This window comes from Chloroflexus sp. MS-G, assembly GCF_000735195.1.
Taxonomy (GTDB): domain Bacteria; phylum Chloroflexota; class Chloroflexia; order Chloroflexales; family Chloroflexaceae; genus Chloroflexus.
This window is the reverse complement of record NZ_JPIM01000002.1, coordinates 1-15,691: the sequence shown is the minus strand read 5'-3', so window position 1 is coordinate 15,691 and position 15,691 is coordinate 1. Positions and strand designations below refer to the sequence as shown.

The 15,691-nt window shown below is 54.2% G+C and carries 9 protein-coding genes; 2 read left to right on the top strand and 7 right to left on the bottom strand.

Going from position 1 to position 15,691, the window contains the following annotated elements; all coding sequences use genetic code 11:
* Positions 1-40: 40 nt before the first annotated feature.
* The 3 genes from secA to JE47_RS0100475 all read right to left on the bottom strand — a co-directional run bounded on the left by secA (position 41) and on the right by JE47_RS0100475 (position 6,356).
* Positions 41-3,013 carry a preprotein translocase subunit SecA gene (gene secA, locus JE47_RS0100485; protein WP_031457878.1) on the bottom strand — a complete coding sequence of 991 codons (2,973 nt, stop codon included), beginning with the start codon at positions 3,011-3,013 and terminating at the stop codon, positions 41-43.
* Positions 3,014-3,094: 81 nt separating this feature from the next.
* Positions 3,095-5,320: an HD domain-containing phosphohydrolase gene (locus JE47_RS0100480; protein WP_031457877.1), complete on the bottom strand. Its 2,226-nt coding sequence runs from the start codon at positions 5,318-5,320 to the stop codon at positions 3,095-3,097.
* Positions 5,286-6,356 carry a sensor histidine kinase gene (locus JE47_RS0100475; protein WP_031457876.1) on the bottom strand — a complete coding sequence of 357 codons (1,071 nt, stop codon included), beginning with the start codon at positions 6,354-6,356 and terminating at the stop codon, positions 5,286-5,288. The genes JE47_RS0100480 and JE47_RS0100475 overlap by 35 nt, the downstream gene beginning before the upstream one ends.
* Before the next feature lie 825 nt (positions 6,357-7,181).
* On the opposite strand from JE47_RS0100475, the gene JE47_RS0100470 reads away from it, so the two are divergent.
* Complete coding sequence (locus tag JE47_RS0100470) at positions 7,182-7,796, top strand: hypothetical protein (RefSeq protein ID WP_031457875.1); 615 nt, start codon at positions 7,182-7,184, stop codon at positions 7,794-7,796.
* Between the two features lie 380 nt (positions 7,797-8,176).
* Here JE47_RS0100470 and JE47_RS0100465 read toward each other — a convergent pair whose 3' ends face one another.
* A complete protein-coding gene (locus JE47_RS0100465) occupies positions 8,177-9,799 on the bottom strand; it encodes an McrB family protein (RefSeq protein WP_031457874.1) in 1,623 nt (540 codons plus the stop codon).
* On the bottom strand, positions 9,799-10,455 hold the full coding sequence (locus JE47_RS0100460; protein WP_031457873.1) for a hypothetical protein: 657 nt from the start codon (positions 10,453-10,455) through the stop codon (positions 9,799-9,801). The genes JE47_RS0100465 and JE47_RS0100460 overlap by 1 nt, the downstream gene beginning before the upstream one ends.
* A gap of 122 nt (positions 10,456-10,577) precedes the next feature.
* On the opposite strand from JE47_RS0100460, the gene dnaX reads away from it, so the two are divergent.
* A complete protein-coding gene (gene dnaX, locus JE47_RS0100455) occupies positions 10,578-12,401 on the top strand; it encodes a DNA polymerase III subunit gamma/tau (RefSeq protein ID WP_031457872.1) in 1,824 nt (607 codons plus the stop codon).
* A gap of 547 nt (positions 12,402-12,948) precedes the next feature.
* On the opposite strand, the gene JE47_RS0100450 is transcribed toward dnaX, so the two are convergent.
* Positions 12,949-13,317, bottom strand: a complete 369-nt coding sequence (locus JE47_RS0100450; RefSeq protein WP_028460285.1) for a roadblock/LC7 domain-containing protein — start codon at positions 13,315-13,317, stop codon at positions 12,949-12,951.
* 916 nt (positions 13,318-14,233) lie between these two features.
* A complete protein-coding gene (locus JE47_RS0100440; protein WP_031457871.1) occupies positions 14,234-15,511 on the bottom strand; it encodes a sugar ABC transporter substrate-binding protein in 1,278 nt (425 codons plus the stop codon).
* Between the last annotated feature and the right edge of the window lie 180 nt (positions 15,512-15,691).

Here is a 15,691-nt window from a genome sequence, read left to right as displayed (position 1 = left end):
CACAACCCGCCCCTTCGGCACTGATGGCTGCTATCCGAAGTCATCGCTTTTTACCGCGTGGCACTGCCGACGGTTGCCGGCCACGTGGTGGTGTGGTAGTGGATGGGAGTTGCCCACTCTCGATGGCAGCCCGAATCCTGGTTGCTTCTTCGGCGACTGTTGAGCGAGTAGACTGGGCTGCTGGTGCCGGTCTGCCTGCTGGTTCTGCGTTCATCAGAGTCGCCAGCTCGTGCTCACGTCCGAGATGGCAATGTTTGAACTTCTTGCCACTACCGCATGGACACGGATCATTACGACCAATCTGAGGTGTCGTCCGTCGCTGTGGCTTACGCGATGTGTCGGTGCTACCATTATCGCTTGTGCGGGCAGTTGCCAGGCGGCGTGCCTGCTCTTCGGCGATCTGGCGCAGATACGCCTCGTATTGGAATGTGGCCGGAATGATATTATAAACAATATCGCGGGCAATATTTTGCTTTAGCTCCTCAAACATACGGAACGATTCACGCTTGAATTCAACCAGCGGATCACGTTGCGCGTATGCTTGCAGCAAAATATTTTGCCGCAGCTCATCCATTGCTGTCAGATAATCAATCCACTGTCGATCAATCGCGCCAAGCATGACCCGTCGTTCAATAGTACGCATCACGTCGGGGGTAACTGCCTTCTCGCGCTCGGCATACGTTGTCTCAAGATGATCAAGCAGGTACTGCTCGATCTCCTCTTTCGTTTTTCCTTTTAGCGTTTCAGCCGTGACCGAGGGTGGTAATGTTGGATTAATACGTCGGTAATCACGTAGCAGATTGGTCAGGTCTTCGTCGTCAAAGCCTTCTACCAGGTGTTCATCGATGCGCTGTTGGATCTCTTCAGCGATCAGATCAAGCACACGCTCACGCATGTCCACTTCATCGAGAATCGCCCTGCGGTCAGCGTAGATGATCTGCCGCTGCTTATTCATCACATCGTCGAATTCGACGGTGTGCTTGCGCACATCGAAGTTATACCCTTCAACGCGGGTTTGTGCGCTCTCGATGGTGCGGTCGAGCAGACCAGCTTGCAGGGGAATGTCGGAGTCGACGAAGCGTTCCATCAAACGCTTAATCCGATCCACTGGTCCGAAACGACGTAGCAGTTCGTCTTCGAGCGAGAGGAAGAAGCGTGACGAACCGGGATCACCTTGCCGACCAGCACGACCGCGCAACTGGTTATCGATCCGGCGGGCTTCGTGTCGTTCGGTGCCGATGACGTGCAGACCACCGAGCCGACGCACCTCTTCACCTTCCGCTTCAGTCTGAGCGCGGGCTTTCTCCCAGGCTGCCCGCTTCTGTTCCGGCGTAGCAGTTTCAAGGGTAAGACCTTCTTTGCGCAGAAACTCTTCAAGCAGGCCATCAGGATTCCCACCGAGCAAGATGTCTGTACCACGCCCGGCCATATTGGTCGCGACGGTGACGGCACCCTTTCGGCCAGCCTGGGCTATGATGGCAGCTTCGCGTTCATGGTGCTTGGCATTGAGCACGTTATGCGGGATGCCGGCCTGTTTCAACATCGCACTGAGGCGCTCGGATGTCTCAACTGACGTGGTACCGATGAGAACCGGACGCCCAAGCTTGTGCATTTCTTGCACTTCACGCAACACCGCTTTGAACTTCGCTTCTTCGGTTGCGTAAATCTGATCGGGCAGGTCTTCGCGAATCATTGGCTTGTGAGTCGGGATGACCACAACCTCAAGATTGTAAATCTTGGCAAACTCCTCGCGCTCAGTATAAGCGGTACCGGTCATACCGGCCAGCTTTTTGTACATACGAAAATAGTTTTGGAAGGTAATGGTGGCCAGCGTGACATTTTCGTTCTTAATAGGCACCCCTTCTTTGGCCTCGATTGCCTGATGGAGGCCATCACTCCAGCGTCGTCCTGGCATTGCCCGCCCGGTGAATTCGTCAATGATCACCACTTCACCGTTTGGGGTAACCATGTAATCGCGATCACGCTGGTAGATAAATTGCGCTTTGAGCGCATTCTCGATATAGTGCATCTTTTCGTAGTGTTCAGGGTCGAACAGACTTTCACCTGCTGGAATACGGAGTAGCCGTTCGAGCTTCTCGATCCCCTTTTCACTCAGGTAGATGCTCTTCGTCCGTTCGTCAATGAAAAAGTCGCCGTCCGGCTCCAAACCCTCTTCTTTCACCTGTTTAGCCGATACCGAAGAACGACGCAACTGGCGCACGAGTTGGGCCATCTGGCGGTACAGATCCGAAGATTTCTGGGCCGGGCCAGAGATAATCAACGGTGTACGTGCTTCGTCGATCAAGATGTTATCTACTTCATCGACAATGGCGTAATGCAATTCGCGCTGCACGAGCTGCGACTTCTCGTAGGCCATATTGTCGCGCAGATAATCGAAGCCGAACTCGTTGTTGGTACCGTAGGTGATGTCGGCCAGGTAAGCTTCGCGGCGCGTGCAGGGCCGCCAGTGGACGAGACGCTGATCTTCGGGATTGGCATTGGGGTCAATGTAATCAGGATCGTACAGTGCACTCTGATTGTGGGCAATAAACCCCACCGAGAGACCGAGAAAGTGGTAGATTGGCCCCATCCAGCCTGCGCCAACTTTAGCCAGGTAATCGTTTACTGTCACCAGATGGGCCCCTTTCCCTTCCAGCGCATTGAGGTACAGTGGAAGGGTGGCAACCAGTGTTTTACCTTCACCGGTCTTCATCTCGGCGATCTTGCCCTGATGCAAGACAATTCCACCGATCAATTGCACATCATAGTGGCGTAGCCCAATCGTGCGTGCGGCTGCCTCGCGCACGGTTGCAAACGCTTCAGGCAAAATATCATCAAGCGTCTCACCATCGGTCAGACGTTTGCGAAACTCATCAGTTTTGGCGCGCAATTCAGCATCGCTGAGTGCCGCAAATGCTGGCGCGAGCCGATTGATCTCATCAATAATTGGTTGCAACCGGCGCAGCTCCTTTTCGTTGCTGTCGCCGAGCAGACGCCGGAGAAAATTCAGCATATCAACACCTCACGACAGGCAGTAAGGCTGCCTGGTACGAAACACGACAAGCGCTTGCCCGCAAGGGCCAGCGATAGATATTCACTTCATTATAGCATTGCTGCCGATTTCGGTGATGACCTGTTCAAATACCTCGACCACTCGTGGATCGAAATGGCGCCCGGCTTGTTCGCGAATGTAAGCAAGTGCCCGTTCCTGTGACCAGGCTGCCCGATAGGGACGATCACTCGTTAAGGCATCGTAGACATCGACCACTGCGAAGATACGGGCGGGTAGCGGGATTTCCTCACCGCGCAGACCGCGCGGGTAGCCTGTGCCATCCCACTTTTCATGGTGACACCACGGAATGTCGAGGGCGGGAGCCAGGAATGCAATCGGACGTAAAAGTTCGACTGCCAGCGTAGGATGCGTGCGCATAATCGCCCATTCTTTCTCGTCGAGCGGGCCGGGTTTGAGCAGGATCGCATCGGGAATCCCCATTTTGCCAATATCGTGCAGCAGAGCACCACGACGGATATGCACCAGTTCTTCTTCGCTAAAGCCCATACGGGCTGCGATGCGTATCGTCAACTCGGTTACGCGCCGCGAATGTCCTTCTGTCTCACGGTCACGCAGGTCAAGCGCACGCGACCAGCCTTCAATTGTCTCGTCGTAAGCCGCACGCAACTCAGCGTTAGCCGCACGAAGCTGCTCGAACAGATCGGTACGATGCAGGGCATTTGCCGCTAGTTCGGCAATGTCGCTAAGCAGTTTTGTCTCAAATTCGCTCAGCGGCGTTGATCGCGTAAAGAGGAGCGCACCAATCTGACGGTTGGCAGCGTTCAGAGAAACACCGATAACAATCTTTGTCGCTGTTTCAAATACATCAGTAAGTTCTATCGGCCCGTCGGCGCGACTGAGCCGTTCGGTTATTGTCGCCAGTAAAGCGGGCTGCTGTTCGAGACCGGCCAGACAGTTGAGCGCCAGTTCGATGTGGAGCATCGATTCTACCAGCCGCAACAGCGCAATACTTTCAGCCTGCATGACCTCACGTACCTGCCCAAGCAAAATTGGCGTGAGTTCTGACCACAACTGTGCCGGACGCAGTGCCGCACCGATGGCAGCGATAATTGCCCGTCGCTGTTCACGGGCAACCTGTTCGGAAATATCTTGTTTAATAGCAATGAAACGATAAATCTGTCCATACTCATCAGCAACGGGCGTAATTGTCATCTCTTCGTGGTAGAGGCTGCCATCTTTCCGCCGATTGATGATCCGCCCTCGCCACGGTTTACCCGACAAAATCTGCTCCCAGAGTTCAGTGTAGAATGCTCGATCGTGCTTGCCAGAGCGCAGAATCTGCGTCGAGCGGCCAATCACTTCGCTGACCTCATAGCCGGTAAGTGTCGTGAATGCTAGATTGGCCCACTCGATAATACCATTCCGATCGGTGATGACGATCGTGTTGGCTGCATCGTTGAGGGCTTGCGCCTGCAACTGGAGACGGCGGTGTTGCTGATAGAGTTGAGTACGGTAGTGCGCATTTTCTATGGCAATTGCCAGTTGTCCGAGGAACCCTTCACGTTTGATGATATAATCGGCTACCCCCAGCCGCAGCGCTTGAAGTGGAAACTCTTCATTGCCGGGCTGAGCCATCACAATGATCGGCTGACTGAGTTGGCGAAACTGGAGTAGTTCCTTGACCAGATCGAGCATTGCTAGCGTAGGTTGGGTGCAATTAATCAGCACAACATCACCAACCTGGTGACCGCGATCAAGTTCGTGGCGAAGCGCGTTCCAGCCACGGATATGCCTACAGTGGATATGGGGTGCCGTGCGTTGCAGGTATTGAATAGTTGTTTCAGTATCGGTCGGTGAAAATTCAATTACCGTTACCTGAATAGCCGTACTCCGTCGCGCCTGTTGCGAATGGAAACGTAGGCATGCCTGTTCAATAATTGCACCGATACGGTCAAGGTAGTCATCACGTTTGATTACATAATCGTCGGCGCCGGCCTTGAGGGCACTAACAACCATGTGATCACCTCCGCCACCGGTCAAAATAACAACCGCAAGCGGCAAATTTTGCGACCGGATCAGGGCCAGCAGATCAAGCCCATCACCGTCACGCAGATGCAGGTCAAGAACGACCCCTTCGTAAGGAACATTGACAGGCGATAATCCCTGCACATGTTCGTAGGCTGCGCGATACGAAGAGATATGGGTGATCGTTGTTGCAGGATTGAACTGGTGCATTGTACGCCGAAAGAGATCGGCGTCAAAGGGATTATCTTCAATCAGCAGCAGACGAAGTGGATACGGCGGCATGTGGTATCTCCAGGTAAAAGGTTGCTCCAACACCGGGGCCGCTTTCAGCCCATACTTTCCCACCCATGCGCTCTATCGCTTTACGGACAATTGCCAGCCCAATGCCCGTACCAGGGTAGGCTTCCTGTGGATGTAAACGCTGAAAAATAGTAAAAATGCGGTCATGATCACGCATGTCAAAGCCGATACCGTTGTCTTTCACCCACAATCGTACCGCGTTATGCTGAATATCACAGCCTATCGTCAGTCGTGGTTGAGGAACATGCACGCTGAACTTGAGCGCGTTGTCGATCAGATTGCGAAGCGCGATGGCTAAGCCAGTTGCATCGCCGCGCAGCCGTGAGCAGCGCAGCTCACGCTCGACAATAACGCCACGACCCGTAATCTGATCGGTATAGAAATCGAGAATCTCCTGAATGATGCTGTCCAGGTCAATAATGGTGTAGTGAAGTGGTTTACGCTCGATGTGGGTGTATGTCAGCAGATCGTCAATTAACTGATTCATCTGCCTGATCGCAGCTCGAATATTCTGTATGCACTGGCGGCCATCTTCATCGAGATGGCTGGCGTGAAAACGGAATAATAGTTGACTGTATCCATCAATCACTCGTAGCGGAGCTTTCAAGTCGTGTGAGACGATAGAGGTGAATGTTTCGAGTTCCTGGTTAAGTTCACTCAACTCTTGATTGGCTGTCTGCAAGGGTGCTATGTGTTCAGCAATGCGCCGTTCGAGCGAGGCATTAAGTTCCTGGAGTTCCGCATTTGCGGCGCGGAGTTTGTCTTTGATCATCTGATTATGCGTGAGCGTTCGCCAGCGCTCAATGCCTAGCCAGATTGCCATAATGGCAACGAAAACCCATCCCTTAAGCGTCTGCCAGTTTGTCAGGTCTTCGGCGTTAGTCGCAATCACACGTAACAGGCGATCAGAAACGATGATCCAGCCCCCAGCGATCAGAACATACCAGATAGCTAACCGAATAGCACTGGGGATTGGATCGGCACTACGCCAGAAATACCGGATCGATGCAAGCGACATAGCTTTATCCCGCCATGAGTTGTCATGTGCGAACATCTGGAGGAGTCATCAAACGGGGATGTGCTCTTACCGGGATTACTTTGTTTATCATAGCACACTCCTATAACCAATGCTAGATGATAAGCCAATGCGGTAAGTAGCAATGGTGTCGGTGCCGGTGCTGCAAGGTGTGTCTGGCGCCCTCGCTTTCCCCTGCGTCCTTCCTCTTCTATCAGAGCTGCGCATGGGTAAGGTAGGCTCTCTCCCATCTTTTTTTCTTGCCACCGCGCAGTAGCGACGGGTTCCACTCTATGATCCCTTCCTTGCGGAAGTGCTACGTCAGTCAATCCCTTTCTATTACCAACTGCTCGACTCAAGTCAGCGGCCCGCGCTTTTGGGAAAACGGTGTGCAGGTCGGGAATTGCTGTGAGAGAAAGGGGCACAGGCAGTACAATACGGAAGAATGGTTCGTTTGGTACGCAGAGTATGATCAAAAACCTGGGCTTTTGATGAGGCTCGACTATAGCATCGTCAGAATGGTGAGAGAAATGTTGGCGGGCAACTGGTATCCTCACCTTCCCCCCAGACCCTTTTCTCTTCCGCACGAGGCGAGGAGGGGGGACCTCACGCAATGGTCGCACAGGTACGGTACGTGCCCAATGAGAAAGCCGGGTTGTTGATCAGGCTCTCAGAGTATCCGATTGCGTAACACTCAATCATAGAGACTCTATCTGGTTCGTCAAATGAGCAAATATGGCATAAGATGTTGGTGTAACGTGTTTATGGTGGCCGAAGAAAGGCGGCCTTCCGGGCCTGTTGTAAAACGGGTTCGGTAAACCAGACAATATGGCAAAAGCAGGAGTGCTTTACGTTGGTACCGATAATGGCCTTTATGTGTTTAGTGATCCGGGTGGCGTAGGACGCTGGCGGTTGTTGCCTGATGTTTCCCTTCCTGGTGAGCAAATCATTGGTCTGGTCGCAGCCGACTCGCTGAGTCTGGTTGCCGCCACGAAGCAGGCCTTTTGGCGGAGTGATGATGGGGGGCGGCAGTGGCGTGAAGCCGATGCTGAAGATCGCTTACTCTTTAATTTCCTGAATAGTAATCAAATTCCTGTCGCCACAGTTCAGGGGATGGGTGTCTGGCGTCAGACTGAACCTCCCCTGGCCGATTGCTCACTGTTAGCCGTGCTCTCTGGGAAGCAAGAGGTGCTTTTAGCCGCGAATGCTGATGGAACACGTCTGCTGCGGAGTGATGATGGTGGAAAAAACTGGCAACAGGTGTCGGTAAGCTGGGATGGTCGGTTGAGTGCATTTGCTCCAAGTAGTTACCATATTGACGTTGTTTGGCTCGGAACCGATACCGGCCAGATCTGGCGTAGCGATGACCGTGGTCGCTCGTGGCAATTGGTGGGGAATGTTCCGCACGCCGTGCGCTGCCTGGCAGCGGCACGAGTGGCGTAAGCACGTACCTAAATAATCGGTATGGTACAGTGCTTTCCCTCCTCGGATAGCACAGAGAAACCAGGAAAAAGAGGCAGGAATGAATGAGAAGCTGACTTCCCAACCCGCTTGCAGTGCGTGCGAAGGCGTGCAGCTTCTCGTTCTGACGGCCCTCTCGATGACGATCCGGTTGGCTCGCTGATGATGTCTGCCACCGAAGTGGTGTGCTGGGAACCAAACTCGTCTTACGTTTCCCCTTCCTCTCCGCCAGGACGAGAGGAAGGGGATTGGGAAGAAGGCGAGGGATTCGCCGCGTTCTGCATCACGCGAACGAGTGGCCCACCCACCCAGGATCGAAGGAGACCCGACGCTGAAATTGCTGAAAAGGTCACGGGTGCTGTCTAATACCCATAAAAGTCGGTGTACCCTTCCCGGTCGAGTCGGGCAATCATTTGCGCAAGGCGAGTCGCGCTGCGAGGTAGTTTCCCAACACAAAGGGTTTGTAATCTGCTGAGGGCGTGACGAAACCGCGGTGTATCATCGCCGCGCAGACGCGGTAAGAAACGTTGCAAGAGCTGAAGATCGAGTGCCTCCAGAGTTGTCATGTCACTTGCTTGCGTTATGAACACGAGTGTCTCGCGCAATGCCCGGTAACCCGCTGGTCGCCCTGCTTCGCGAAAGAGAGTCTGTACCTCGCTCAAAATGTTCCATATCTGCTCATCTTCGATCTGGTACATTACACGCAGTGCCTGTACGTCAACCGAACCTAGCTCAATCAGATTAGCCCGGTCGAGAACTTTATCGCTCAGTGTGAAGGTACTTTCGTCGACGTTAACAGTGCCGATTAGACGCAAATTGATCGGTAACCGCAACGGATTATGCACGATTCCGCCGCCAGCCAGTGGTGTTTCGGCAAGCGGTGTACCCAGATCGATCAATCCCTCGGCCGTCTCCATCGCCGATAGTATCGGTGCCAGATAATATTCTGGTCGCGCCAGATTCATCTCGTCGAGACAGACAATATAGGTCTGATTGGGATCAGCCGCTGCCTTCAACACATGACGCAAAAATGGCGTTGGTTGGTATAGCCCGGTCAGGGTGTTGTAATAACCAAGCAGATCGCGGGCACTGTGCCAGTCAGGTTGAACTGCTACTAGGAGGTAGAACGGGTTGGGCCGACCTTCATCAACTCCTGCTAAGGCGTCGGCGTAGAGGCGGGTCAACCAGGTCTTACCACTGCCACTCGGCCCCGCCAGGATGACCAGTGGCCGCACCTGAACGGCGAGATGAAAAGATTGCAAGATATGGTCGTCAATGACCATACCACGCCGACGAACGATCGTTGCGATCTGAGCGACCGATGGCGCGCCGGTAACGTAGCGTTCTGGCGTTTCGCGTAACGTATGGGAAGGCACCAGATCGATTTCGGCCTGCTCCATGAGCGCCTCATTTAGCGGGAGAAGGGTACAAATATCTTCGATCACCTGCTCTGCCGACGGCAGACGATCCCAAGAGTACACAAAACCGGCCCAAAGGTACTGCGCACGACGACTGAGATAGTGGTCGATCCAGCGCATTCCTGGTACCGGCAACCGCCGACCGGCAAAACGGGCCTGACCTTCACGCTCAATCCGATCAATCAACGCTTCCCATACCGGTCGTGCGGTACGCCAGAGGTGAGCTAGTTGTGGGCGGCGTACCCCCCACAGTTGCAGTCCAACCGCAAGAGTGCGTTCAAGGCCACTCACGGTAACCATAACACCAGCGCCACGTGGTGGCCGATCGAAGGCAAACCAGTAGTCTGCAATCGGATCGCGACGACCACTCCCACGGTCAATTGCCCGTCGTGACTTAAAACTCAATTCGTAGAGCGGCCATTGTCGTGGTAAAAGCAGGGCCGCCCGTTCGGCTGCCTGCTGGGCCAGTGCCAGCATCTCTGGATGCAACAGCCGTTGTATGGCATGCCAGCGCTCGCTCACGCCAGGTTGTAGCAATGCCTGGAGTGCAAGAGATGAAAATGGCATCAGGCAATGGGTGGACGTAAATAGAGCTGCGGATCAAGCCCTGGCTCGTCTGGGTCGGCAGGGAAGGCGGTGTAGAGCCGCGGTAGCATCTCGTGCAGCTCATCGGCTATCGCAGTTGTCGCTTCTTCAACCAGATCGAGTTCTAAGCGAAGGATTGGGAATTGGCGCGTGACGGTTAATTGGGTTAGCATCGGCTCCTGATCAACACCATAACGCATCACAGCATGAATAGCCAGGTTGTTATCTATGTCGAATTGATCGGCAAACAGATCAATAACCTTTTCGGTCTGAAACAATGGTTCGGCTGCTGCTTGCTCGGCCTGACTTAACGGTAAATAGTAGGTTAGCTCAAACCCAAACAGGTATTCGCGCTGTAGTTCCTGACGACGGGTAATGAGCTGATTGAGCATATCGATCATTGGTGTCCCGTGGAGTGAAACAACGGTCAGCTCAGCCGGCCATTGCAAACTGATGACCGCCCGTAAGGGTGGCTGTGTCCAGTTACCGTGTTTGTCAACGTTTGGGGCTAGACAAGTGACATACAGACTTCGCCCCATTGTGTGTACATCGACCAATTCTTGCGTGTGCACAATGTTGATCTGCTGCTGTTCGAGAGCTTCAATGAGCAGTGAAATCAGTTGCTCGTAGGTGAGCATAGTGATGTCCTTAAGAGCAGACGATGATACCTGTGTGGATTATACCATTGTCCGCGTCGATGAGGAACGTCTTACTCTGGTATAATATCATTTGCGGTGCAAATCGATACCTGGAATCGGTGATGGCAGCTCAATCTCTCTACCGGAAATGGCGTTCACAGACCTTTGCCGAGCTGGTCGGGCAAGAGCACGTGGTGCAAACGCTGCGTAACGCGATTGCTGAAGACCGGGTTGGTCACGCATATCTGTTCACCGGTCCGCGTGGTGTCGGTAAGACGACAATGGCCCGTCTGTTGGCCAAAGCGGTGAATTGTCTCCATCCTGATCGGGCAGCTCGCCCGTGTGGTGTCTGTGAATTATGTGTTGCGATTGCTGAGGGTCGGGCCGTTGATGTGATCGAGATGGATGCCGCCTCGCACACCAGTGTTGAAGATGCCCGCGAGATTATCGAGCGCGTGCAGTTTCGTCCGAGCGTGGCGCGTATGAAGGTCTACATCATTGATGAGACCCATATGCTCTCGACGGCGGCATTCAATGCGCTGCTCAAGACACTGGAAGAACCGCCCGATCACGCGCTCTTTATTCTGGCAACCACAGAGGTTCACAAAGTACCGGCAACCATCTTGTCGCGTTGCCAGCGCTTCACCTTTGTCCGACATAGTGTTGCGGCAATGGCGGCACATCTCCGCCGGATCGCTGCCGCCGAAGGTATCACTCTTGCCGAAGGTGTTCCAGAGGCAATTGCTCGCGCTGCCACCGGTAGTATGCGTGATGCGCTCGGTATTCTCGAGCAACTGGCGTCGTTTGTCGAAGGCCCGATCACATTGCAACAGGTGCAAAGCCTGCTCGGTATGACGGCGGCGGCTGAAATTGATGCCCTGATCACTGCACTCCTCAGCGCCGACGTGACGGCCGCGTTACGGGCAGTCTATGCCGTGGTACAGCAGGGGGCCGACGTGCGTCAGTTTACCCGTGATCTGGTGGAGCGACTGCGGGCAGTGATGTTGTTGAAGGCCACAAACGATCGCACGCTCCTCGATGTGGGTGATGACGAGGTCGCGCAACTGAGCCGGTGGGCGGCCCAGGCCGATATGGCGACATTGGTTCATTGGATGAAACTGTTCAGTCAGCTCGATGCTCAGTTGCGAACAACGCCCTACGGTCAGTTGCCGCTCGAGGTTGCTGTGGTTGAAGCACTGCTTACCCCGGTACCCGCTGCTCAATCAACAGTACCGCCTTCATTCGTCACCCGGGCAAACCCGCAACCGGTACGCCCGCCGGTAACTCGCGAAGCCGGAATAGCAGTCTCTGCGGCGTCAACTCCAGAAGTGCATTCACCGGCGAAATCTACATTGCCGCCAGAAAATCTTGAACCACCACATGGATCGGTCTCTTCATTAGCAGATTCACCATCGCTTGAGTCGGCTATACCACCAGCAGAAAGTACGTCACTCTCGGCAGTGCCGCTTGCTGCCGATCCACCACCACCGCTCCCCGCCGCCTGGGCAGCAAGCCGACAGGCCCGATCACCAGCCGATCCTACCGTCGCTCGTGCTGCTGATGCAGATATGTCAGTGCTCGAGCAAGTCGAGGCTACTTGGGAAGAGATCAAACGTGATGTTCGCCCGAGAAGTCCGACGGTTCAGGCGCTCTTGAATAGCGCCCGCCCTTACGATGTTGAGGGAAACACGATCGTATTGTTAGTGACCTCCTCCTTTCACAAACAGCGCCTGGAAGAACCAAAGAACCGCTCGATCATCGAGGAGGTCTTGCGTCGTCGTTTGGGTAAACCATATGCCGTGCGTTGTACGATAGAAGAAAAGTCGGTAGAACCAACTGATCTACGCAGTAAAATCCGTGAAGCGCGCAAAGATGAGTTCGTGCGGGCCGCACTCAACATCTTCGATGCCCACATTGTCGATATCGAACCACTAGAACCAGAATAAACAGGACACTTGCTCATTCCATTGCCAGGTTAGGATCGCTCAGCAGATTTGGGCAGCGATACGTTTGCTGGCATTGGAATAAGTAATCCGTGTGGGCATCTGGGAGCGTGATCTGATGAGCCGCAATGTGTGGCTGGAACCTATTGTTTGACGCCTCAGTACACTATCGCCCCCGAACCCTACCGCTTGCGAGAGAACCCGCTCCTGAATGCGGTGAAAGGCATGATCGACAAGAAAAGGGGGCTGGCATGACAACTGGAACGGTAAGATCACCTCTTCACACTCTGCGAAGAAGTCAGGAACTTGCCGCTCTGAACACGCTGCTTCTCTCGTTCCGCTCCCATCTCTCCCTCCTCTGCCGGTCGATGTTTCTGTCAATCGAGTGCAAAAACAGAGGGACTACCAACCTGGCGACCCCTCTGTACTCAGCCACTTGCCAGACTTGTCCTGCTACGATACAACATCGTAGTATGGATCAAGACACAAACAGCCCGCCTGGTTGCGGGCTGCTTGAACATCATTCCCGGTCTGGCTGAGCGAGCAATGGCTACACGAGATTGAGCAGCTCGTTCGCCGTGCGCCGCATATCGAGGAAGACCAGACCCAGCTTGGCCCGACTCTGTGCCAGCGCTGTCAATACCGCTTCTTCACCGATAGCCATCAGGATAACGTAACCGTCTTCTCCTCGCACAAAGACCTGATCAAGTTGCCCGCGCTTCAACTCGCTGGCGATACGCTCACCAAGCGAAAGCATAGCCGCGCTCATTGCCGAAACCCGATCTTCTTCGACATCTGCCGGCAGCGCCGAAGCCATGATGAGGCCGTCGACGCTAACTACGGCGGAGGCCTCAATATCGGGTGTGTTCATCGATAGGGCCTTCAGATGCCGCACCATCTCTTCGGTTCTGCTTGCCATTCATATCCTCCTTAGAGGCCGTCAGCCAGTTCGGGACAAGAACGAAATAGTGTGGGCCTTAACACCAATTACCAATTAGTGCAGAACTAACATCTCGACGGCCTACACGTCGCTTATTCTACTACATCTTCTCACGAACGGCAACTAGGTTCGCCAACTTTTTTGCACTTTAACCGTTCACCTATGTCTGAGCTTTGTGATTATTGTAAGAGGTTTTGGTCAGTTGGTCAACTCTGTCGGCAGGTGCGTTCTGTTACCTCGTCAATCATAGAGTTCCGGCCCTGTCCTGCACAGTGCGACCTAGAGTCTGCGTTCCCAGTGAAACCCCACAGGGTGGCTATCGCTGTCAGCAGGTGTCTGATGTTTGTCGGCATCGCCCCGTAGGACCTTTGAGTCATTGCATACACGCTAAAGCTGAAAGCTCTGAAAAGCCTTGGCGGCGAACATTGTAATGTTTTGAAAGCTGAGAATAGCGGCGCGGAACGAAACCCACGCTGCTAAAAGCCTGATCAAAAACCTCGATGTCTCATTGGGCACGTACCGCATACCAATGCAACTATTTCATAAGGATCCCCCCTTCCTCGCCCCGTGTGAGAGCGGAAGGGGGGCAGGGGAGATGGTGGGGGTACCAGTTCCCCGCCAACGTTCCCCGAACCATTCTGGCGATGCCATATAGAGCCTCGTTCCATTACGACGGATGAACCTCGACGATGGATGCAATGCGACTCACGAGGAAGGGTGAGGTACCGACTCACCCCTACCGGTATCCACGACGATGGTCACGGAGCGCCGATCCGACATCTCATGTTGCAGCAGCAGCTTGGTCGGGGTGCAGCGCTTCTGAGTTGCATCCGTTACATCGTGAGACGGGTATTCGGATAGGCACTAAAGTTATGCTTTGGCCGTTCTCCTGCCGTTAGGGTGGCATTATTCGGCTGCGGAGGATTTCATCAGCCATGGTGACTGCCTGTTCGGGGGTTAGTAAACCACGCACTGCGCTGAGTTGCATATCGGCCAGCGTATGCCAAACCAGTTCGTTGGCAATCCGGTCAGCAGGCATAGGCAGCCCCCGTTGGGCTTGTAGTCGAAATGCACGGGCAGCAGCCAGTTGTACACTATCGACCAGGTCAGTATCATTGAGCGACAGCGCGAGCTGGGTTGGCTGGCGACCGGCCATTAATAATGCCCGCTGGCTATCCACGTTGATCATAAAGCGAATAAACGCCTGTGCAGCCGTCTGTTCAGCCGGATTGTTCAGGCGCACATTGAGTGCAATGACATCGGCCTGAACATACGGTTGCGGCACTCCCTCTTCATCACTCACCGCCGGGAGTGGGGTTACACCAAGCTGATCGTTCCAGATCGCACGATATTCAGCCTGGGCGTGGGCCCAATCAATCGTCATGATGGCTTCACGTGCCTGTAATGCCCGATCAACTAACACGCCATCAAGGGTCGCCAACAATTGCTCATCGTGATAGAGCTGACTCAACCAGGTTAACCAGCGCTCAGTGCCTTCACGTCCGCTGCTTCCGAGTACTACTGTTCCCTGTTCATCAAACACCCGCCCACCGAAGGCGTAAAGATATCCGATCGTCCGATCAAGCGAGAGGTTGTAGGCTAATCCCCACACCGGTGGATCGCGCTCACGATCGGTCAAAGCCCTGGCTGTTAACAGCAGCTCTTCGATACTGGACGGTGGTTGTAAAATATTTGCCCGATTGTAGTAGAGTGCTAGGGTGTCAAAGGTAATTGGTACGCCAAACAACACTGATCGACCGTCAATCGAAATACTGGCAGCGCCGACTGCTGTAGGCAAGAGACTATTCAATTCGCTCCCAGAGAGCATATCATCGAGCGAACGCAAGACACCATGTTGTGCCAATGCGCCGAGTGTATGGCTCTGAATAAGTACCAGGTGCGGCCCGCCACCTTCCCCAACAGCAGTCGTCACATCAGATGGTAAACTTACGGCCGGTCTGCTCTGGAGTACCACCTGCCATTCAGGATAGGCCTGATTAAACTGATCAACCAGCGTTTGTAAAACACGAGCCTCGGCTGCTGGCCACGCATGCCACAAACGGAGCACCACACGCCCGGTTGTTGGCGCAGGAGCGGGGGTAACCCTCACACAAGCAGTCTGCGTCAGCAACCAGAGGAACAACAGACAATAGAGCCAAAACCGCTGGTGCACAATGTCCTCGCTGTATTGATCGGGCCTCTTTATTATAGCAGGATGCATCTGCGCACGTTATTCATAACCGCTTGAAGCTCACCGGGCAACGTGTTTGCTGCCCGACAGTGACTGCCCTCACCCCCAGCCCCGCTCCCGCGCTGCGGGCGAGGGGGGAGCTGGTTCGTGAGATCGCCCCTG